Raw genomic sequence first — 18,728 nt, forward strand, 5'->3', positions numbered from 1 at the left:
TGGCTCGACAATCACCTGTGTGCCCTCGGTGGCTCGGCGTGGAAGGCCACCCCGGACCGTGACGGGTCGTTTCGGCCGCTGATTGAGAAGTGTTCGCGAACTTGTCGCTGTGTAAAGGTGCGCCGGCGAAACAACCCCTGACGAGGTCAACAGGTTCGAGCAGAGAGGTTCATGTGGTCGAAACAATCTGGGTAGGAATCGATGTCGGCCGTCACGCACACCACGCCGCCGCTGTGGACGACGCGGGGACGGTGCTGTGGTCACGTCGGGTACCGAACGATCAGGCGGCCATCGAAGCGATTGTGGACCAGGCGTGCCGTGTCGAATCGGTGGTGTGGGCGATCGACATGACCGCGCCGGAATCGGCCCTCCTCCGAGGGGTGTTGTCCCGCCGCGGCCAACACATTCGCTATGTACCTGGTCGCGTTGTGCACAGCATGACCGGCGCTTTCGCCGGCGAAGGCAAAACCGACGCCCGCGACGCGGTGGTGATCGCCCAGACCGCGCGCCTGCGTGGTGATCTCGCGACGGTCGCGGTCCCTGATGACGTCGCGATCGAACTCGACCTGTTGACCGGGCATCGCCGCGACTTGGTCACCGAACGCACACGAGGCATCAATCGACTGCGCGGCCTGCTGACCCGCATCTTCCCCGGTCTCGAACGGTGCTTCGACTACTCGACGTTGACTGGTTTGGCGTTCGTCACCCGCTTCACCACACCGTCGGCGATTGATGGGGTCTCCGACGAGGAGATTTACGACCACCTACGCGGTCAAGGAGTCCGCCGGCCGACCATCCCGAAGATGATCAGCAAGGCGCGTGCCGCCGCGGCCGCGCAGACCGTCGCTCTGCCTGGTGAGGCGACCACGGCATTGCTGGTGCAGCAGGCGGCTACCTCGCTGATGGCGCTCACTCGCCAGATCACCTACCTGGATAAACAGATCGCCGAGGTGTTCCGCCGAGACCGCCACGCCCGGATTCTTGAATCCGTACCCGGTATCGGCACCCGAAGTGGTGCCGAACTCATCGCGTTCACTGGTGGCGACCTCACGTCGTTCGGCTCGGCTGCCAAACTGGCTGCCTACGCCGGTCTTGCTCCCGTCCCGCATGATTCAGGTAACCGGCGGGGCACATTGCGTAGACCGCAGCGCTACCACCGGGGTCTGCGGAAGGTGTTCTACATGGCCGCACTCAACAGCTCGCAACGCGACGGACCATCACGGGAGTTCTACCAGCGCAAACGACGCGAGAACCGCTCTCACGTGCATGCGCTCATCTCGCTGGCCAGACGGTTGATTGATGTTGTGTGGGCACTCATCCGTGATGGCCGAGAATGGACTCCGAGGGGCGCCGGCCCGCCCATCGCGGAGGCTGCCGCCTAGCCCCTGAGATCATTCAGACGCCGCTGCACGCACCGCCGCGGTGAGGTCGTCGATCGTGTTCGGTTGTAGCCGATTCTCGTCGAGGAAGAATGTGGGGGTGCCTTGGACCCCGAGAGCCAGACCGTCAGCGACGTCGGCGCGGGATCCGTTCGAGCGTGGCCGGGCTGTTGTAGACCGTGTCGAAGGCCGCCATATCGAGATCGAGGTCGACGGCGAAGCTACGGAACAGGTCGTCAGCGGGGACTTGCTGTTCGCCCCAATGGGTTTGGGTGGTGAACATGCGCTGGTACATCTGCTCGAACCGCCCCTGCTGGGCGGCGGCTTCGACCGCGCGAGCAGCACGTTCGGCGTTGAAGTGTCCGGGCATCGGAAAGTAGCGGACGACGAACGTAACGCGGTCGCCGTAGGTTCGCCGCAGATCCTCGATGACCGGTAGATGGCTCCGCAGGCTTCGCACTCGAAGTCCAGGAACTCGACGAATTGCGCCCGGCTCTGCGCAGGCGACGTCAGCCGATGACTGTCGGGCCGGGCCACCAGATCAGACACCGCGGCGGTATCGGACGGGGCGGGTGTGGAAGTGTCCTGATCGACGAGGACGGCGACTCCGATACCGACGATAATGGTTACGAAGAACGCCCACGCGAACTTGGTTGGTCTGGTCATACGTTCAACGTAGAGGCGATGTCGGCGGGAATGAGGATCGGTCTCATCAGGCCGGGGGTTGCCTTCGGGGTAGCGCCCGGAATGTATGAACCTGATGTCTGTTCTCAGTCTTCATGGGTGCGCGCTACAAGCGGATCAGATTCTGTATCCGGCAGCGAGGAGTCTCTGGCGTTTCCTCTGGGAGCGGACCATCGAGACTCCGGGCAGACGGTGAGCCGGGCAGTGACCAGCGCGGCCAGCCGGGCCCTGCGCCGGATCGGGGGGGTCCCTATGGTTCTTGTCAAGCAGCTGATGCTGCTGGTTGGCGGTAGAGCTCTCGGTTTCTGAGCATGGCGTGGAGGACGTCGCAGCGTCGTCGTGCCAGGCAGATGAGGGCGGCGTTGTGTTTCTTTCCTTCGGCGCGTTTGCGGTCGTAGTAGGCGCGGCTGGCGGGGTCGTGCAGTGCGGCGAATGCGGAGAGAAAGAAGGCGCGTTTGAGTTTGCGGTTTCCGAATCGGGCGGGGTGCTCGCCGCGGATGGATGTGCCGGATCGGTGGGTGACCGGGGCGATGCCGGCGTAGGCGGCCAGGTGGCCGGCGGTGGCGAACGCTGAGCCGTCACCGACTTCGAGAAGGATGCGGGCTGCGGTCCTGACTCCGATGCCGGGCATTGAGGTCAGGACTACGGAAAGAGGGTGCGCATCAAGCATCTCCTCGATCTGGTCGGCGATCGATTTTCGTTGCTGCAGTGTCTCTTTCAAGGTGTCCGCGAGTTTGGGTAGGACGGTGTCGGCTGCGGTGGTGCCGGGCACGGTCACTGTCTGCGTGTCGAGCGCGGTGAAGATGTCGTCGACGAGGCGGGCGCCCATGCGGGGTGCGTGCTTCGTGGCGATGGTGGTCAGTTTTCGGCGCCCAGCTTTGCGTAGTCCTTGTGGTCCGCCGTGACGGGAGAGGATCTCCAGCACTGCCGGGTGGGTGACACGTGGTCCCAGGGCGCGTTCGAGGGAGGGATGGATGCTGGTGAGTAGCCCGCGGATGCGGTTGCTGATCCGGGTGGCTTCACCGGCGAGGTCATCGTCGAAACCGACGAGGACTTCGAGTTCGGCCAGCGTCTCGTCACCGGTGTCGACGCGGCGCAGGGTGTGGGGCATGGTGCGGGCAGTGTCGGCGATGATGAACGCGTCGCGAGCATCGGTTTTGGCGCTACCTGGGTACAGATCAGCCACGCGCCGCATCGACAGTCCCGGCAAGTAGCCGACATCATGCCCGCAGGCCCGAGCTACGGTGACTGGCAGCGCCCCGATCGTGTTCGGCTGATCCACAACCATCAGAATCGGGCCGTGACCGGCGATACGGTCGAAGACCGCACGCAGCTTGGTTTCGTCGTTGGGTAGCGACTTGTCGTAGACACGGGCGCCATCGGCAGTCAACGCAACCGCGTGATGCTCGGATTTGCCCACGTCAATGCCGCAGAACACGGCGTAGTCGGTGTTCATTTGGTCCCTTCTCGTCGAACGAGAACGGTCGCCGATCTGACGTCCATGCCCGGCACCCACGTTACGAGGAGACCTGCCTTAAAGTTCGAGCGGCCGTGTCCCTATCAGCGGTCCATCGACGTCCACCACACCCGGCGACACCACCCCCCGGATCATGCGTACAACAGGGGCAAGAAGTCATACCGGGTCTGGCGACCGTAGCCCTTGTTGAAGAGCTACGAAGAAGGTAACGGGTCAGCGCTCGGGTGAATGCTGCGCTCGTTCGTCGGGACTCCTGAATGCGGTGAGGGTGATCAAGATGGCAGCGCCGCCGACGATGAATGTGTCAGCGAGGTTGAACGTTGGCCACCAACCGGTGTGGAGATAGTCAGTGACCACTCCGTCGGGGAACCGATCGATGAGATTGGCGCTTGCCCCGCCGAGGATCGCTGCTAACCCCAGCCGCCCGAGGTGCCCGGTGCCTGGCGCCATCCGCCAGGAGGTGACCGCGACGATGAAGGTGATGATTCCGGTGACTGTGGGCAGCACCCATGCCGGGGCATCGGCGGCGATCGAAAACGCCGCGCCCGGATTGAATGCCAGCCGCAGCTGCACCGGCCCCGTTCCGATGACTGCGCCGTCCGCGAGCGCGCTTGTGGCCCATGCCTTGACGGCCAGATCGGTGGCCGCGAGTCCGACAGCGACGGCCAGCAGCCCGCACCTCCGTGTGAGGCGTACGCGGCGGTGCGCCACCGGAACCGCGGTGATCACTGCCCGACCGTCACTACGGACGGAGTCCGCTGGCCAGTTCCGGTCCTCGCCCGGGCTAGCGCTTTGACCCGGCCGGCGCGGACTCCGTTGGCGATGACGACGATCTCGGCGAGTTCGTGGACGGCGACGACGGCGGCGAGGCCGAGTATCCCGAACAGCGCGAGAGGGATGAGGATCGCGATCAGAGCGAGGGACAGGCCGACGTTCTGCAGCATGATCTTCCGGGCGCGTCGGGCGTGATCGAGTGCCTGCGGGAGGGTGCGGAGGTCTTCGCCCATGAGGGCGACGTCGGCGGTTTCGATCGCTACGTCCGATCCCATGGCGCCCATGGCGATGCCGAGGTCGGCGGTGGCCAGGGCGGGAGCGTCGTTGACGCCGTCGCCGACCATCGCGGTGAACGAGTTCGTTCGGAGGTCGCCGATGATGCGGGCCTTGTCTTCGGGGCGGAGGTCGGCGTGTACGTCGTCGATGCCGGCGATCTTCGCCAGCGCGTTGGCGGTGGCGGTGTTGTCGCCGGTGAGCATCGCGACCGTGGCGCCGCTGCGGTGCAGGTGCTCGATTACCGCGCCGGCTTCGGGGCGAAGCTCGTCACGGACGGCGACCGCGCCGATGACCTGACCGTCGTGTTCGACCAGGACGGCGGTGGCGCCGCCGGCCTGCATGGCCGCGACCCGCTCCTCGAGCGGGCCGGACTCGATCCAGCCGGGACGGCCCAGCCGCGCGGGCCGTCCGTCGACGAGGCCGGTCAGGCCGGCCCCGGGAACAGCCTGCACATCGCGCGCGGCGGTGGTCTCGCCGTGGGCGGCGAGGATCGCGCGGGCGAGGGGGTGTTCGCTGTGCGCTTCCAGCGCCGCGGCGACGGCGAGCACCCGCTCCTGGCCCGGAGTGCGCTCGCCGCCACCGACGCTGCTCCCGGGGCTGGGAGCAGCGGTGTCGGTGGTGGCGATGTCGACGACGGTGGGCCGGTTCGCGGTCAGAGTGCCGGTCTTGTCGAGGGCGACGGTGCGGACCCGGCCGAGGGCTTCGAGGGCGGCACCTCCTTTGACCAGGACGCCGATCTTGCTGGCGGCGCCGATCGCCGCGACCACGGTCACCGGCACAGAGATCGCCAGCGCACACGGCGACGCGGCGACGAGCACGACCAGGGCCCGTTCGATCCACGTGGCCGGGTCACCGAGCAGGGCGCCGAGGATCGCAATGGCGGCAGCGAAGATCATGATCGCCGGTACCAGGGGCTTGGCGATCCGGTCGGCGAGGCGCTGCGCGTCGCCCTTGCGGGACTGTTCGGCCTCGACGATCTGCACGATCTTGGCCAGCGAATTGTTCTCCGCCGTGCTGGTGACCTGCACGCTCAGGGCGCCGGTGCCGTTGATCGACCCGGCGTAGACCTGCGTGCCGGGTCCGGCTTCGACAGGCACGGATTCACCGGTGATCGCCGAAACATCCAGTGCGGTGCGGCCTTCGGTAATGGTGCCGTCGGTGGCGATCCGCTCGCCGGGTTTGACCAACATCAGGTCCCCGACAGCCAATTCCGACGGGGAGACGGTGACCGGGGTGCCGTCGCGGAGCACGGTCGCGGAGTCCGGGACCAGATTCAGCAGCGCCCGCAGCCCGCGGCGGGTGCGCGAGACCGCGTACTCCTCAAGGCCTTCGCTGATGGAGAACAGCACAGCGAGCATCGCGGCTTCACCGACCTCGCCGAGGATCACCGCGCCGACCGCAGCAATCGTCATCAGGGTGCCGACGCCAATTTTGCCCTTCGCCAACCGACGCAGGGTCGAGGGGACGAATGTCCACGCCCCGATCAGCAGCGCCACCCACTCCAGGGCGAGCGCGACCGGTTCGGAGCCGCCGGACCAGCTGACGATGTACGCGGCGAGCAGGAACACCGCGGCCGCGGCGGCAGCCTGCAGCTCCCGCACCTGCCACCAGTGCTCCGGAGCCTGCTCGTCCTCACTGGCCGGTTCGTCGTGCCCGCATCCGCATGCGTCGCTCATCGCCGCACCCCCGCCTTCGTGTCGCCCGTTGTGCAGCAGGAGGTGGTGGCGTCGGTGCCGTAGTTCGGGCACAACACAACCGCGTTTCCGGTCGCTGCCAGGAGGGTTTCGGCGGCGGCGAGCACGTCCATCAACTCCGGACGGGCCAGGCTGTAGAACACCTGCCGCCCCTGCGGGCGGCCTTCGACGAGCCCACAGTCCCGTAAGCACGCCACGTGCGCCGACACCGTCGACTGCGCCAACCCCAGCTCCGCCATCAGATCCGCCACCCGGGCCTCGCCACCGTGCGCGAGGCGGGTTGCGATCGCCAGACGGGTCCCATCGGAGAGGCTGTGGAACAACGCCACCGCGGGATCGAGGTCCGCCCCAGTCGCCACCAAACACTCATTCATCGTCATATGACGATGATAGCGGCATTGTGTGCTGTAATCGAATCATCACGAAGAAGTGGCAGCAGGCGCGGCCGGGCGAGATGGTGGGAGCTGTTGGTATGCCGTCGATGTCGACGATCGAGTCTCTGTTCTGCCGCAGCGCACCGTGGCAGGCGGCCACCGGCAGGTGGGTACTCCCGTGGGCGCTGCAAGGCATCCATCCCCGAGGCCGGGTCCTTGAAATCGGTGGCGGCGCCGGCGCGATGACCGAACAGATCCTCACCACCAACCCCGACGAACTCGTCGATGTGACCGTCACCGACTTCGACCCGGTCATGGTCGCCGCCGCCAGCGATCGGCTGCAGGGTTTCGGGGCCCGCGCCCACGCCCAGGTCGCCGACGCCACAGCCCTGCCGTTCGAGGACGGAAGCTTCGACACCGTCGTCTCGTTCATCATGTTGCACCACGTCATCGACTGGGAACGCGCACTCGCCGAGGCCGCCCGAGTGCTCGCGCCCGGCGGAATGCTGGTCGGCTACGACCTGCTCGGCAGCGCACCGGCGCGGCTGCTGCACAACCTCGAAGGGGCACCGCACCGGTTCATCCCCCGCGGCGAACTCCGCCTGCACCTGACGTCCCTGCCTCTGACCGACATCACGGTCCGCGAGAACCCTGCGCTCGCCCGGTTCCGTGCCCGCCGCGCCGGTGACCGATGACCACGCCACCACTGCACGGGCATCACCATGGCCCTCCCTCGGACGAGCTCGCCGAGCTCGAGCAGCGTGACGTCGCGGTGGCGTTCGTCGACCTCGCCGGATACAGCGTGTTCACCGAGTTCTGCGGCGACCAGGAAGCCGCAGAACTGGCCATACGGTTGGCCTCTCAGACCTGGCAGGCAGGCTCTACGACCGGGCACGCGGCTGGTCAAGGCCATCGGCGATGCGGTGATGCTCACCGCCGACGCCCCCCAAGTGATCCTCGCCACGATCACCGCCCCCGCGGCCGCGGCCGCCGGTCAAGACGGATTCATCGCCCTACGCGCCGGGATCGATCCACTACGGCAGCGCAGTCGTCCGCGACGGAGACCTGTTCGGGCACGCGGTGAACGTCGCCGCCCGCATCACCGCCCTCGCCGGCGCCGGCCACGCCGTGATCACCGATCCGATCTGCCCGCCACCAGCCGAGCTGGATTGCTCGCCATGCTCGCTGACCTGCTGAAAGACACCGGAGTTGGCCTGCCAAAAGGACACCCGGATAAGGCTCGCTCAGTTCGTGCCGTCGCCGTTCAACAGCAACCCGTCGTAGCGCTGAGAACGTTGCGTAGTGCTTCCAACGAGTCCGGTTGCGCTCGGTAGTAGACGTTCATGCCGCGGCGCTCGGGGGTGACCATGCCGGCTTTGCGGAGCTGCCCCAGGTGGTGACTGGTGGTGGCTTCGGTGAGGCCGACCGCGGTCGCGAGGTCGCAGGTGCAGGTCCCGTCACCGGTGTCGGTAAGCAGGATTGAGACGAGCTTGATCCGAACGGGATCGGCAAGCGCCTTGAGCCGCAACGCGATCTGCAGCGCGGTGTCGTCATCGAGCGGTGCCGCCGATACCGGTGCGCAGCAGATCGGGGCGCTGATGTCGACCATCGGCAAGGGCTTCGGCATGACCAGATCGTACGCCCCTACTTGACATATGTCGAAAAGGTGGGCACGCTGCAGAGTGACCGCAGTTCGATATATGTCTCACAGGTGAAGGTGATGGTCATGTCCCGTATGCAGTTGGCGCTCAACGTCGATGATCTCGATACCGCGATCGAGTTCTACTCCAAGCTGTTCAACACCACCCCGGCCAAACGCAAGCCGGGATACGCCAATTTCGCGGTCGTCGAGCCGCCGCTGAAACTGGTGCTGCTAGAGAACCCCGGCCAGGGCGGCACGATCAACCACCTCGGCGTCGAGGTCGAATCGAGCGAGAAGGTGCACGCCGAGATCGCCAGGCTGTCCGGGGAGGGCCTGTTCACGCAGGAGGAGATCAACTCCACCTGTTGTTTCGCAACCCAGGACAAGGTCTGGGTGACCGGCCCGGCGAACGAGAAGTGGGAGGTCTACACCGTGCTCGCCGACTCCGACACCTTCGGCACCAGCCCGAAACTGTTGGAACAGAACGCCGCCGCCGACGACGCCGAGCAGGGTTCGGTGTGCTGCGGTGGCAGCGCCGCCGAACCGGCCGAAGCGCGCACGGCCTGCTGCTGAGCCCGACGTTCAGCCCGCGCTCCCGCCTACCGCGCGATGCGGTCGGCGAGGGCGCGGATCCGCGCGGTGATGTCGTCGCGGATCAACCGCATCCGTTCGATGCCGTCGATGCCCCGTTCGGAGGGTTCGTCGGTGTTCCACACCTCGAGGGCGACGCCGTCGGGTGGGGTGACGTCGGCGGTGCCGACCACCACGACGAGATCTGCAGTTTGCATCAGTTCGTCGGTGAGTTGGCGCGGCTGATGTCCGTCCACGGTGGCGCCGACTTCGGCGAGCACCTGGGCGGACAGGTCGTTGACCTGGCCGCCGATCTTCGCGCTGGTGCCGGCCGAGGATGGGGTGATCCGGGCGGTGACTGTCGGTGTGAGATGTTCGGCCATCACCGATTTGCCGCGATTGGACACGCACACGAACAGCACCTGCGGTGTCGTGCTCACCGGCCGACCTGCTGGTCGGCGGGTACGAGTTCGTCGAGGAGGTCCTCGACGAGTCCGCGGATCTGATCGCGGATCGGGCGGACCGCGTCAATGCCTTGGCCGGCTGGGTCGTCGAGGGCCCAGTCGCGGTACCTGACGCCGGGGAATACTGGACATGCATCGCCACAGCCCATGGTGATCACCACGTCGGAGGATTCGACCGTGTCGGGGGTGAGGATCTTCGGTGACTGCGCGGAGATGTCGATACCGACTTCGGCCATCGCCGCGACAGCGGCGGGATTGATTGAGTCGGCGGGAGCAGATCCGGCGGAGCGGACCTCGACACTGCCCTGGCTCAGAGCGGTGAGGAACCCCGCGGCCATCTGTGAGCGGCCAGCATTGTGGACGCACACGAACAGCACGCTAGGTCGAGAGGAAGACATGAAACACAGGCCCTTTCAGCTGTGGAGGAAAGCTCGGAAAGTCACACACGGTCGGCCGTGAGCTCGGCAAGGAGCTCGCGAACCCGGGCATCAAGGTCATCGCGGATGGCGCGAACCTCGCCTAGTGGACGGCCTTCAGGATCGGAGACCGTCCAGTCGAGATACCGCTTACCGGGATAGATCGGACACGCGTCGCCGCAACCCATCGCTACGACCACGTCGGCGGCGGCGACCACATCGTCGGTTAGCGGTTTGGGGTACTGCGTACCCAAGTCGACGCCGATCTCGCTCATTGCTTCGACGACGGTCGGGTTGATCGAGTGCGCGGGTGTTGACCCGGCTGAGCGCACGTGTACCCGCCCAGCGGCGTGATGGGTCAACAATCCTGCGGCCATCTGCGAGCGGCCGGCGTTCTGCACGCAGATGAAGAGAACCTCGGGCACATCCTTGGGCACCGCGCCCTCAGCCTGGGCGAGGGCGCGTAACCGATCAGCCGCGAACCGGCCCGCCAAGGTCGTCAGATGCGTATGCACCCGGGAGGTACGCCGTAACACGGTGTAGGACTCGAAGACACAGCGTTCTACCGTCTGGCGAGACACCACCCCTTCGTACTTGGCGGCCAAGTCGGCGGCGGTACGGGCCAACACGGTATGAGGCATCAACAGTTCGGGCTGCTCGCGGTGTTCACCGCGACGTAGGTGTTCGTCCAACGCATTCTCAGACATCGCGAGCAGGCTCCTTCGACACATCTAGGCTAGAAGCAGTGGGAGTTGTGAAGCGTTTCCGCAACGCCAGGGACACATAGACGAGGGCGACGAGAACCGGGACCTCGATCAGTGGCCCGATGACCCCGGCGAGAGCCTGGCCGGAGGTCGCACCATAGGTCGCGATCGCGACGGCGATGGCGAGTTCGAAGTTGTTGCCGGCGGCGGTGAACGCCAGCGTGGTGGTCCGTGCGTAACCCAGCCCCATCGCGGCGCCGAGGACGAATCCGCCACCCCACATCACCGCGAAGTAGATCAGCAGCGGCAGCGCGATCCGCACGACGTCCCACGGGTGAGAGGTGATCTGCTCCCCCTGCAAGGCGAACAGGATGACGATGGTGAACAGCAGACCGTAGAGGGCCCACGGCCCCAATCGCGGGAGGAACGAGGATTCGTACCATTCGCGGCCTCTGGCCCGTTCGCCGATGCGGCGGGTGAGATAGCCGGCGATCAACGGGATTCCGAGGAAGATCAGCACCGACTTCGCGATCTGCCACGGCGAGGTGTCGATGGTCGTCTGTTCCAGGCCGAGCCATCCGGGTAGCACCGAAAGGTAGAACCAGCCCAGCACGGCGAACATGATCACCTGGAACACCGAGTTCAGTGCGACGAGGACGGCAGCCGCCTCGCGGTCGCCGCACGCCAGGTCGTTCCAGATGATGACCATCGCGATACAGCGCGCCAGACCGACGATGATCAGTCCGGTCCGGTATTCCGGTAGGTCCGGGAGCAGAAGCCAGGCCAGCGCGAACATCAACGCGGGTCCGACGATCCAGTTCAGCAGGAGCGATCCCAGGAGCAGGCGACGATCGTCAGTGACCGAGTCGAGTCGGTCGTAGCGCACCTTGGCCAGCACCGGATACATCATGATCAGCAGTCCGAGAGCGATTGGCAGCGAGATGCCGTCGATCTCCACGGCCGCCAGGGCGTCACCCAGGCCGGGAACGGTGCGGCCCAGCATCAGGCCCGCGACCATTGCTGCGCCGATCCACACCGGCAGGAACCGGTCGAGCATCGACAACTTCGCCGCGACCGCGGTGTCGGTGGTGGTCACTGGTCGGCCTCGCACGAACGAGTTTCCCCCACAACCATGGCGAGATCGCCCAGCAGGACCGACAGTTGTTGCAGTGCTTCGGTGTTCACACGGTAGTACACCCAGGTCGCGCGGCGTTCGCTCGTCACCAGACCCGCCTGACGCAGCACCTTGAGATGATGCGAGATCGTCGGCTGCGACAGCTCGAACGGCCCGGAGATGTCGCACACGCACGCCTCACCTCCCGGATGCGCGGCGACCTCCGACAGCAACCGCAGCCGAACCGGATCCGCGAGCGCCTTCAGCAGCGGGGTAACCGCTCCGGTCTCGTCACCACTCAGGCCGCGGCCTGGCAAGAGAAGCAAGTTCTTATTCGACACCCGTCAATATTGACATACATCGATTCAACGGGACAAGGCCCTCCGATACCCGGGAGCGCACTTGCGTTCCCGCATTGAGATCCCCGACGGCGCCTACCAGGTGGCCAATCAGCTGCGGGAGTTCGACCCGCCGCGCACCATCGCGTGGACTCCCGGCACCGAGAACAGTGACGGCACGCTGGAGTTCGGCGGCTGGATCTGGCGCTACGATCTCGCCGTCATCGGGCCGCGCCGCACCGCGGTGACACTCACCTACGACTGGTCGGCGGTGCCCGACCGGATCCGGGAGTACCTGCAGTTCCCGCCGTTCGGGCCGGACCATCTGGCCAACTCGCTACGACATCTCGCCGAGCTGGCCGTCCTCTGACCGGAGTCTGCGCCGTGCGCATGGTCATCGAACCGAGCTGCGGTGAGATTCGGGTTGCTGGCAACCGTGGTTGACCGCGGGTTGCACGTGCGGGGTGAACCCGGCTGCGGTGCGGATACTGATGGCCGCGATCAGGCCGCCCAGTGCGCAGCACCCGGCAGCGATCAACATCGCGGTCGAAAAGCCCGGGCCGAGCGGCGCGCCCGGGCCGGCATCGAGCCCGGCGACCACCGGGAGCACGGCCACGGCCAGCAAACCGGCGACCCGCGCCACGGCGTTGTTGACACCGGACGCGGTGCCGGCCCGGCCGGGCTCCACCGCACCGAGCGCCACCGCGGTCAGCGGCGCGACGGTCACCGTCATGCCGAGCCCGAACAAGATCACCGCGGGCAACACCGCACTCACATAGCCGGCTCCGGGGACGATGCGCGCCATCAACGCCAACCCGACCGCGGCGATGCACGGTCCCACCGTCATCGGCAGCCGCGGACCGGTGACCTGGGCCAACTTGCCCGACCACGGCGAACCGAACAGCATTATGACCGTGGCCGGAACCGTCGCCACGCCGGCCTCGAGCGCCGAATAGCCCAGGCTCTGCTGCAGCTGCAACGCCAGCAGGAACAGCGCACCCCCGAGCGCTGCGTAGACCATGAGGGTGGTGAGGTTGGCACCGGCGAACTGCCAGGATCGAAACAGTCCCAGTGGCAGCAACGGCGACTGCGCACGCTGTTCGATGGCAACGAAGGCGATCAGCGCGGCTGCGCCGAGGACTGCCGAGCCGATGATGAGCGGCCCCCACCCACGCGTCGGGCCTTCGATCAGGGCATAGATCACGCCGGACAAACCCAGCGTCACCGCCACTGCCCCACCGATGTCGAGGCGACCGACCATCCGCGCGTCGCGCGACTCGGCGACATGTCGCAGCGCGATCGCCATCGCGCCGAGAGCGAGCGGAACGCTGAGGAAGAACACCCACCGCCAAGATGCGGTATCCACCAGCCATCCACCTACGAACGGACCCAGCGCGCTTGTCGCACCGGACATCCCCGCCCACAGTCCGATGGCGCGACCGCGATCGGACTCGGAGATCTCGGCGTCGATCAGGGCGAGGCTGCCCGGCACCACCGCAGCCGCGCCGAGGCCCTGCAGGATGCGGGCGGCGATCAGCACCCCTTCGGTGGGGGCCAGGCCACAGGCCATCGATGCGATCGCGAAAACACCGAGCCCGAGCACGAAGACGCGGCGACGACCGTATCGATCACCGGCCACACCACCCGCCAGCAGCAACGCGCTCAGTGTCAGCAGGTAGCCGTCGAGCACCCACTGCTGTCCGGTGAGCCCGGTGTCGAGGTCACGGGCGACGGCGGGTAGCGCCACATTGACCACGGTGCTGTCCAGGAATGCGACACCCGAACCGAGCACGGCTGCCCCGATCAGCCATCGGCCCTCTGGAGATGACGCAGCGACACCGGAGAGTGTCGCCCGGACGGGCTCGGACGCGGTCATGATCTGCCCACGTCGGCGAGTCTACGTCGCGACATCCCGGTAGGAGTGGGTGTCACCGACGCGGAGCACTAGGCCGATGACCCGTAATCCAGGCCGTCACCCAGCACGAATGCACCGGTCAGACCGTAGAGGTCCGGGTCCAGGTTGCAGACGCTCATCACGGCATACAGTCCGTCGGGGATGTCCTCGAAGGTGCCGGTGACGACGCCGTCACCATTGGCGAACCGCCCCAGGTGGGTGGCGGTGATCGCGTCGGCATCGCGCAGCGCCGCCAGGAGGGCGACCACGTTCACCGATTGCCCCTGCACCAGGGCGATGATGTCGGGACCGATGATCGGCGCCGCCTTGACCGCGTCGATCACCGCCGAGGTGCAGAAGCCCGGAGCCAGTCGGCTGATGCGCGGGACGTCGGTGACCGTGTAGCTGATGGTTCGACCGCTCACATCAATGGAGTAGCCGACGCCGTCGGCGAGGCCCACCACTGGCGTCGTGCCTGGTCGGAGTGGTTGAGCGTGGGCGACGGCGGTGGCCGAGAAGGCCAGGGTGAACACGGCCACCACCGCGAGTGCACTGCGCACGAGGACGTTACGGACGAGGACATTGCGACGCATCGAGACTCCTGGGTCAGATGTTTCCCCCTGTAGCCGCACCGTAGTGGTGCCACTCCAGACGCGAGGCGTTTTCGCGAGAATCGGGACGACCGACCCAGTTGCGGCCATACCCGGGCTATGCCTGCACCGTCGCCACCCAGTACTCGACGAACCGGCCGTCACGTGCACGCAGGATGTCGTTGCCCAGGAAGCGGTGTCGCTGACCGTCGCGCATCCCCGCCCCGATCCACCGGGCGGCGACGTACACGCCGTCGGTCACCGGGGGCACCTCGATGGTGAACTCGATCGCGGTGAACATCTCCTTGGACTCGGCGACGACCGCGGCGAGTTCGGTCGGGCCGTGTACATCGTGGCCCGGCCAGTGCCCGACGAAGCCCGCCGACACCAGGCCGTGGGCGATCTCGGCGAGGTCGTCGGCGTCGGACGGGCCGTTCCACAATTGGTCGATCCAGCGGCGATAGAGATCGGGAAGTGCCATGTGCTGCTCCTGGGCTGTTCGCTCCCAGGTTACGCCGACGGCCCGCACCAACAGAAGGTCGACGATCGGGGATGGGCGAATGTCAGCCCGCGACGTCGGCATGCACCTGCCAGACGAAACCATCGGGATCGGTGAACGCGCCTGCATCACTGGTGATCTGGAGACGGTGGGCGCCACTACCGGCGGGATCGACACCGGCGTCCTTGGCGGCTGCCTTGCGCCCGTAGAGGGCGAGGGTGATGGCGTCGGCGCCGCCGGCGAACTCGACATACTTGCGGCCGAAACTCTTCGCAACGGTCAGCCCGTGGTCGACATAGAACTTCTTGCTCGCAGCGACGTCGGCGGCACCGATGAGCAGCACGATGTCGTCGATCTGTCGCGCGGGCGCGCCGGTCTCCTTCTTGCTCGAGGAGGCGACTTTCCACAACGCCCCGTCGGGTGCGGCCACCACACCGCCGTAGCCCCAGAACGACTTCTTGGCTGGCTTGATCACGGTGGCTCCGGCGTCGATCGCGGGGCCGATGAGGGAGTCGACCACGGCAGGATCGGGCACCACCAGCGACAGCACATAGCCGCGGAAGCCGCTGGAAGGACTGTCGGAGGTGCGGAACCGGAGGCGGTCGACGATGCCGAAGGCGTTGTCGTAGAACGCCTTCGCGGCTGCAGTGTCGGGAACGTCGAGGGTGAGTGCGTCGATGGATGTCATAGGCGATGACGCTAGGCCGCCCGAGGGCACCTCGGCTTCTCGATTCCTGACCGATCAGTGCTGCGATCGGACATGCCCAACGACGGTGGCGCTCACCCCCACAGCGGCGGCGACGACGAAGACCGGCCACAGTGGCCCGATCGTCAGCAGGAACGCCCCGACCAGAGCACCGAGAAAGATGGCGCCGATCGCCAGCAGACGCCGGTTCGCCAACGTGCGCCAGCCCGGTCGCGACCAGAATTCGATGGCCCACACGGTGATCGTCGATGTGACGACGACGGTGGTCATCTCGGCCACCCCCACCTTGCGCGCCACCGCGGCCTGCACACCCATCGCGGCCGCGGTCAACACCGCCGCGGTGATCTGCGTTGTCTCCGTCAGCGTTACGACACCGACGACACCCGCACTGGCCGCGACCATCGCATACGACGCCAACAGCATCACGGTGACCCGAGTGCTCCATCCGCTCCCATGCCCGCGCAACACGAGTCCGCCCAGGCCGGCACCGACGACGAACGCGACCAGGGCCAGGACGGGCCCCAATACGGGCAGGCCGTCGGCACCGGCGGCACCCATGCCAAGAATCACGACGTTGCCGGTCATGTTGCCGACGAACACCTTGTCGAGCCCGAGGTAACCGCCGGCGTCGACGATGCCGGTGACAAAGGTCAGCGCCACCATCAGCCCCAGGTGCAGCGACGCGTCGTCGCGGCGCCTCACCGGCTCGGTCGCGCTCACGGTGGTCGTCATCGGGTGACCGCCTCGGCGATCAGTGCGACCTCGACCGGAGCAGCGTCGGGCAAGGCGTACACCCCGACGGCGCTGCGTGCCGGGAGGCCTGGCCGATCTGGATGCGCGGCCAGCACGTCGGAGGCCCCGTCGGCGACGGCCGACAGGCGGGTGAAGTCTGCGGCACAGGCGATGTAGACGGTCATCTCCGCGCAACGGAGGTGTTCGTGTGGCTCGAGCATGGTGCTCGCCGCGGCGAGCGCATTGGTGACCGCGAGCGCGGCCGCGTCCCGTGCCCGGTCCAGGTCCACCCGGTCACCGACGCGGCCCACCACGACGAGTTCACCAGAGCGGCGCGGGGTCATCCCGGCGGTGCGGATCGTGTTTCCCGTGCGGGTCGCCGGGATGTAGTTTCCGCGTGGAACCGGTACCGCGACAGTCTCATTCGAGACCAAGTGCCACACCTTCCTGTCGAGGGTCGCTGCCGCCGAGCAGGAACCCGCCGGGGTCGACCGTGATCACCTGGGCACTGCCGCCGATGGCGCCGGCCGGATGCACCCGTACGTCGTGGCCGCGCTCGGCCAGCGCCGCGCGCGTGCCCTCGGGCATCGTGTCCTCGACACGCAGCCGCGGCTGCGCCCCGACGACGTCCGCATCCGAGCCGGGGAAGACCGTGAACCGCGGCGCCGCCACCGCTTCCTGCGGGTCGAGACCGTGGTCGAGCAGATGCGAGAGCACCTGCATATTCCACTGCACCTGCCCGTCGCCGCCGGGGGTGTTGCCCACCGACACCAGGCCGCCGTCGTCGTCGGTGGCCACCCAGGCGTTGAGCGTGTGCAGCGGTTTGCGCCGCGGGGCCACTTCGTTGGGGTGTCCGTCGATGAGATAGGCCCCTCGACCGAGCCGGTTGTTCAGGACGATACCCGTGCCGGGCACACTGAATTTCGCCCCGAAGGTGAACGCAAGTGAGTGGATGAAGCTCACCGATCGTCCCTCGTCGTCCACCACGACCAGTGAGGTGGTGTCGCCGCCGGTCACTGCGAACTCGCGCTCGGTGACCGGGTCGTCGGCGAGCTGCATCCGTTGCTCGGCCAGCCGGGCGGGGTCGAGGATCTGCGCGATACCGCCGTTGTCACTGCCGCACAGAGCGAATCGGTCTTCGAATGCGACCCGCGCGGCATGCACCATCCGGTCGACCGCCTCGACACTGAGCCACGGCACCATACCGAGGTCGTCGCCGAGCAACGCGGCCTGGTGCAACACCATCCACCCCGCCGACGGCGACGGCGTCTGATGAATGACGGTTCCGGCGTACCGCAGGGTGATCGCGTCCTCGGGCTCGACATCCCCACCGGCGCACCACTCGTCGCCGGAAAATGGGGCGCCCGCAGCGACCAGGGCGTCGACGCAGCGCTGCGCCAGCTCACCGGTGTACATCGCGTGGGGATCGTCGGCCAGCATGCGGATCGTCTGGGCCAACTCGGGTTGCGGACGCCGCTGCCCGACGATCGGTACCCGCCCGTCGTCGGTGAACACCGCACGGGTCAGCGGATCGGCACCGATGGCGTCGATCGCGTCGGCGACATCATCGCGGGTCTTCGCCGAACACGGGATGCCCCGCTCGGCCATCCGAGCCGGCCCCGCCCACAACTCCGACAGCGGCCGCGACGCCCCACCCGCATGCAGGGCGGCCAGGGCAGCCGGCGCACCCGGCACGGCCACAGCCAGCGCACCGTCGAGCGGGATGGCCTCGAGACCCTGCGCGCGATAGAACTCCGGAGTGCCGCCGTCGGGTCCGTAGCCGCTGCCGTTGACCGTCCACACCCGGCCGTCGGGTTCGCGCACCACGGCGAACGCGTCACCACCGATGCCGCATTGCCCCGGCAGGGTCAGCCAGGTGGTCGCCGCCGCGGCGAGGGCCGCGTCGACGGCATTACCGCCCGAGGCCAGCACCTCCAACCCGGCCGCGCTGGCGAGCGGATGGCTGGTGGCCACCATGCCGCGCGTCGCGATGGTCGGCGGTCTGCCCTGCCCGGCGATCATGCCTGCCGGGCCTTGCGACGTCGCGGTCCCTCCGGCGGTTCGGCGGGGTCGATACCGACAAAGATCTCGCCGTCGCGTTCCTCGCACGGGTAGGTCTTGATGGGCTCGGTCGCCGGCGGGCAGATCGGCTCACCCGTCGCCAGATCGAAAGCACTGCCGTGGCAGGAGCACCCGATGCCGTCCTGCACCAGTTTGCCCGACGAGAGCAGGCAATCCAGATGCGAGCAGTAGTTCGAGGTGGCATACGCCGTGCCGTCGAGGCGTGAGATGGCGAACTCGTAGTCGTCGGCGTAGAACCGGCGGACGATTCCCTCGGGCACCTGACCCGATCGGGCGACTCTTCTGAAATCCATGGTGATACTCCGTGTCGTGCCGTCGG

The 18,728-nt window shown here is 67.1% G+C and carries 22 protein-coding genes and 2 pseudogenes; 4 read left to right on the top strand and 20 right to left on the bottom strand.

Annotation, left to right across the window (positions count from 1 at the left end; genetic code table 11):
* Positions 1-173 precede the first annotated feature (173 nt).
* On the top strand, positions 174-1,382 hold the full coding sequence (locus tag VX037_RS17310) for an IS110 family transposase (RefSeq protein WP_005193666.1): 1,209 nt from the start codon (positions 174-176) through the stop codon (positions 1,380-1,382).
* 9 nt (positions 1,383-1,391) lie between these two features.
* On the opposite strand, the pseudogene VX037_RS17315 reads toward VX037_RS17310, so the two are convergent.
* From VX037_RS17315 to VX037_RS17335, 5 genes and pseudogenes are all read right to left on the bottom strand, one after another.
* Positions 1,392-2,045 (bottom strand): annotated as a pseudogene (locus tag VX037_RS17315) (DsbA family protein).
* 280 nt (positions 2,046-2,325) lie between these two features.
* On the bottom strand, positions 2,326-3,519 hold the full coding sequence (locus VX037_RS17320; protein ID WP_328715110.1) for an IS110 family transposase: 1,194 nt from the start codon (positions 3,517-3,519) through the stop codon (positions 2,326-2,328).
* A gap of 234 nt (positions 3,520-3,753) precedes the next feature.
* Entirely contained in the window at positions 3,754-4,269 is a 516-nt protein-coding gene (locus tag VX037_RS17325) for a signal peptidase II (protein WP_005193672.1), read from the bottom strand.
* A complete protein-coding gene (locus VX037_RS17330) occupies positions 4,266-6,266 on the bottom strand; it encodes a heavy metal translocating P-type ATPase (protein ID WP_279101604.1) in 2,001 nt (666 codons plus the stop codon). Before VX037_RS17330 ends, VX037_RS17325 begins: the two co-directional genes overlap by 4 nt.
* Entirely contained in the window at positions 6,263-6,664 is a 402-nt protein-coding gene (locus VX037_RS17335) for an ArsR/SmtB family transcription factor (RefSeq protein WP_328715112.1), read from the bottom strand. Before VX037_RS17335 ends, VX037_RS17330 begins: the two co-directional genes overlap by 4 nt.
* A 92-nt stretch (positions 6,665-6,756) precedes the next feature.
* On the opposite strand from VX037_RS17335, the gene VX037_RS17340 reads away from it, so the two are divergent.
* Positions 6,757-7,353: a class I SAM-dependent methyltransferase gene (locus VX037_RS17340; protein ID WP_328715114.1), complete on the top strand. Its 597-nt coding sequence runs from the start codon at positions 6,757-6,759 to the stop codon at positions 7,351-7,353.
* A gap of 339 nt (positions 7,354-7,692) precedes the next feature.
* Here the strand turns inward: VX037_RS17340 and VX037_RS17345 are convergent, their stop codons facing one another.
* Both VX037_RS17345 and VX037_RS17350 read right to left on the bottom strand, forming a co-directional pair.
* Complete coding sequence (locus VX037_RS17345) at positions 7,693-7,887, bottom strand: hypothetical protein (protein WP_328715116.1); 195 nt, start codon at positions 7,885-7,887, stop codon at positions 7,693-7,695.
* A 35-nt stretch (positions 7,888-7,922) separates the two neighbouring features.
* Positions 7,923-8,285 carry an Rv2640c family ArsR-like transcriptional regulator gene (locus VX037_RS17350; protein WP_005193682.1) on the bottom strand — a complete coding sequence of 121 codons (363 nt, stop codon included), beginning with the start codon at positions 8,283-8,285 and terminating at the stop codon, positions 7,923-7,925.
* A gap of 99 nt (positions 8,286-8,384) precedes the next feature.
* On the opposite strand from VX037_RS17350, the gene VX037_RS17355 reads away from it, so the two are divergent.
* Positions 8,385-8,873 carry an ArsI/CadI family heavy metal resistance metalloenzyme gene (locus VX037_RS17355; protein WP_174351863.1) on the top strand — a complete coding sequence of 163 codons (489 nt, stop codon included), beginning with the start codon at positions 8,385-8,387 and terminating at the stop codon, positions 8,871-8,873.
* 26 nt (positions 8,874-8,899) lie between these two features.
* Here VX037_RS17355 and VX037_RS17360 read toward each other — a convergent pair whose 3' ends face one another.
* The 5 genes from VX037_RS17360 to VX037_RS17380 are packed head-to-tail and all read right to left on the bottom strand — an operon-like array spanning position 8,900 to position 11,909.
* On the bottom strand, positions 8,900-9,310 hold the full coding sequence (locus tag VX037_RS17360) for an arsenate-mycothiol transferase ArsC (protein WP_005193685.1): 411 nt from the start codon (positions 9,308-9,310) through the stop codon (positions 8,900-8,902).
* Positions 9,307-9,732, bottom strand: a complete 426-nt coding sequence (locus VX037_RS17365) for an arsenate reductase ArsC (RefSeq protein WP_006360546.1) — start codon at positions 9,730-9,732, stop codon at positions 9,307-9,309. The genes VX037_RS17360 and VX037_RS17365 overlap by 4 nt, the downstream gene beginning before the upstream one ends.
* Positions 9,733-9,773: 41 nt before the next feature.
* On the bottom strand, positions 9,774-10,457 hold the full coding sequence (locus VX037_RS17370; RefSeq protein WP_006360545.1) for an arsenate reductase ArsC: 684 nt from the start codon (positions 10,455-10,457) through the stop codon (positions 9,774-9,776).
* On the bottom strand, positions 10,450-11,550 hold the full coding sequence (arsB, locus tag VX037_RS17375) for an ACR3 family arsenite efflux transporter (RefSeq protein WP_328715117.1): 1,101 nt from the start codon (positions 11,548-11,550) through the stop codon (positions 10,450-10,452). Before arsB ends, VX037_RS17370 begins: the two co-directional genes overlap by 8 nt.
* Positions 11,547-11,909 carry an ArsR/SmtB family transcription factor gene (locus tag VX037_RS17380; protein WP_020173050.1) on the bottom strand — a complete coding sequence of 121 codons (363 nt, stop codon included), beginning with the start codon at positions 11,907-11,909 and terminating at the stop codon, positions 11,547-11,549. The genes arsB and VX037_RS17380 overlap by 4 nt, the downstream gene beginning before the upstream one ends.
* Before the next feature lie 82 nt (positions 11,910-11,991).
* Here VX037_RS17380 and VX037_RS17385 point away from each other — a divergent pair.
* Positions 11,992-12,276: pseudogene (locus tag VX037_RS17385) on the top strand (polyketide cyclase); the annotation flags it as partial.
* A 24-nt stretch (positions 12,277-12,300) separates the two neighbouring features.
* Here the strand turns inward: VX037_RS17385 and VX037_RS17390 are convergent.
* The 8 genes from VX037_RS17390 to VX037_RS17425 all read right to left on the bottom strand — a co-directional run bounded on the left by VX037_RS17390 (position 12,301) and on the right by VX037_RS17425 (position 18,702).
* Positions 12,301-13,782, bottom strand: coding sequence for an MFS transporter (locus tag VX037_RS17390; protein WP_266062796.1), 1,482 nt, complete (start codon positions 13,780-13,782; stop codon positions 12,301-12,303).
* Positions 13,783-13,850: 68 nt separating this feature from the next.
* Positions 13,851-14,393, bottom strand: a complete 543-nt coding sequence (locus VX037_RS17395; RefSeq protein ID WP_266062797.1) for a hypothetical protein — start codon at positions 14,391-14,393, stop codon at positions 13,851-13,853.
* 115 nt (positions 14,394-14,508) lie between these two features.
* Positions 14,509-14,871 (bottom strand): nuclear transport factor 2 family protein, encoded by a 363-nt coding sequence (locus VX037_RS17400; protein WP_266062798.1) that lies wholly within the window; start codon positions 14,869-14,871, stop codon positions 14,509-14,511.
* Between the two features lie 82 nt (positions 14,872-14,953).
* Positions 14,954-15,577, bottom strand: coding sequence for a glyoxalase (locus tag VX037_RS17405; RefSeq protein WP_266062799.1), 624 nt, complete (start codon positions 15,575-15,577; stop codon positions 14,954-14,956).
* A 54-nt stretch (positions 15,578-15,631) separates the two neighbouring features.
* Positions 15,632-16,327 carry a YoaK family protein gene (locus VX037_RS17410; RefSeq protein ID WP_328715119.1) on the bottom strand — a complete coding sequence of 232 codons (696 nt, stop codon included), beginning with the start codon at positions 16,325-16,327 and terminating at the stop codon, positions 15,632-15,634.
* On the bottom strand, positions 16,324-16,761 hold the full coding sequence (locus tag VX037_RS17415; protein ID WP_328715121.1) for a RidA family protein: 438 nt from the start codon (positions 16,759-16,761) through the stop codon (positions 16,324-16,326). The genes VX037_RS17410 and VX037_RS17415 overlap by 4 nt, the downstream gene beginning before the upstream one ends.
* Positions 16,748-18,349: a gamma-glutamyltransferase family protein gene (locus tag VX037_RS17420; protein ID WP_328715123.1), complete on the bottom strand. Its 1,602-nt coding sequence runs from the start codon at positions 18,347-18,349 to the stop codon at positions 16,748-16,750. Before VX037_RS17420 ends, VX037_RS17415 begins: the two co-directional genes overlap by 14 nt.
* Positions 18,346-18,702: a Rieske (2Fe-2S) protein gene (locus VX037_RS17425; RefSeq protein ID WP_235721935.1), complete on the bottom strand. Its 357-nt coding sequence runs from the start codon at positions 18,700-18,702 to the stop codon at positions 18,346-18,348. Before VX037_RS17425 ends, VX037_RS17420 begins: the two co-directional genes overlap by 4 nt.
* Between the last annotated feature and the right edge of the window lie 26 nt (positions 18,703-18,728).

Source organism: Gordonia sp. Z-3, assembly GCF_036233855.1.
Lineage (GTDB): Bacteria > Actinomycetota > Actinomycetes > Mycobacteriales > Mycobacteriaceae > Gordonia > Gordonia tangerina.

What these genes read in the sequence shown, in the direction of transcription:
- VX037_RS17320 (WP_328715110.1), bottom strand. Translation starts at nt 3,519, where the DNA reads ATGAACACCGACTACGCCGTGTTCTGCGGCATTGACGTGGGCAAATCC.
- VX037_RS17330 (WP_279101604.1), bottom strand. Translation starts at nt 6,266, where the DNA reads ATGAGCGACGCATGCGGATGCGGGCACGACGAACCGGCCAGTGAGGAC.
- VX037_RS17335 (WP_328715112.1), bottom strand. Translation starts at nt 6,664, where the DNA reads ATGACGATGAATGAGTGTTTGGTGGCGACTGGGGCGGACCTCGATCCC.
- VX037_RS17340 (WP_328715114.1), top strand. Translation starts at nt 6,757, where the DNA reads ATGCCGTCGATGTCGACGATCGAGTCTCTGTTCTGCCGCAGCGCACCG.
- VX037_RS17350 (WP_005193682.1), bottom strand. Translation starts at nt 8,285, where the DNA reads ATGCCGAAGCCCTTGCCGATGGTCGACATCAGCGCCCCGATCTGCTGC.
- VX037_RS17355 (WP_174351863.1), top strand. Translation starts at nt 8,385, where the DNA reads ATGTCCCGTATGCAGTTGGCGCTCAACGTCGATGATCTCGATACCGCG.
- VX037_RS17365 (WP_006360546.1), bottom strand. Translation starts at nt 9,732, where the DNA reads ATGTCTTCCTCTCGACCTAGCGTGCTGTTCGTGTGCGTCCACAATGCT.
- VX037_RS17370 (WP_006360545.1), bottom strand. Translation starts at nt 10,457, where the DNA reads ATGTCTGAGAATGCGTTGGACGAACACCTACGTCGCGGTGAACACCGC.
- VX037_RS17390 (WP_266062796.1), bottom strand. Translation starts at nt 13,782, where the DNA reads ATGACCGCGTCCGAGCCCGTCCGGGCGACACTCTCCGGTGTCGCTGCG.
- VX037_RS17395 (WP_266062797.1), bottom strand. Translation starts at nt 14,393, where the DNA reads ATGCGTCGCAATGTCCTCGTCCGTAACGTCCTCGTGCGCAGTGCACTC.
- VX037_RS17400 (WP_266062798.1), bottom strand. Translation starts at nt 14,871, where the DNA reads ATGGCACTTCCCGATCTCTATCGCCGCTGGATCGACCAATTGTGGAAC.
- VX037_RS17405 (WP_266062799.1), bottom strand. Translation starts at nt 15,577, where the DNA reads ATGACATCCATCGACGCACTCACCCTCGACGTTCCCGACACTGCAGCC.
- VX037_RS17410 (WP_328715119.1), bottom strand. Translation starts at nt 16,327, where the DNA reads ATGACGACCACCGTGAGCGCGACCGAGCCGGTGAGGCGCCGCGACGAC.
- VX037_RS17420 (WP_328715123.1), bottom strand. Translation starts at nt 18,349, where the DNA reads ATGATCGCCGGGCAGGGCAGACCGCCGACCATCGCGACGCGCGGCATG.
- VX037_RS17425 (WP_235721935.1), bottom strand. Translation starts at nt 18,702, where the DNA reads ATGGATTTCAGAAGAGTCGCCCGATCGGGTCAGGTGCCCGAGGGAATC.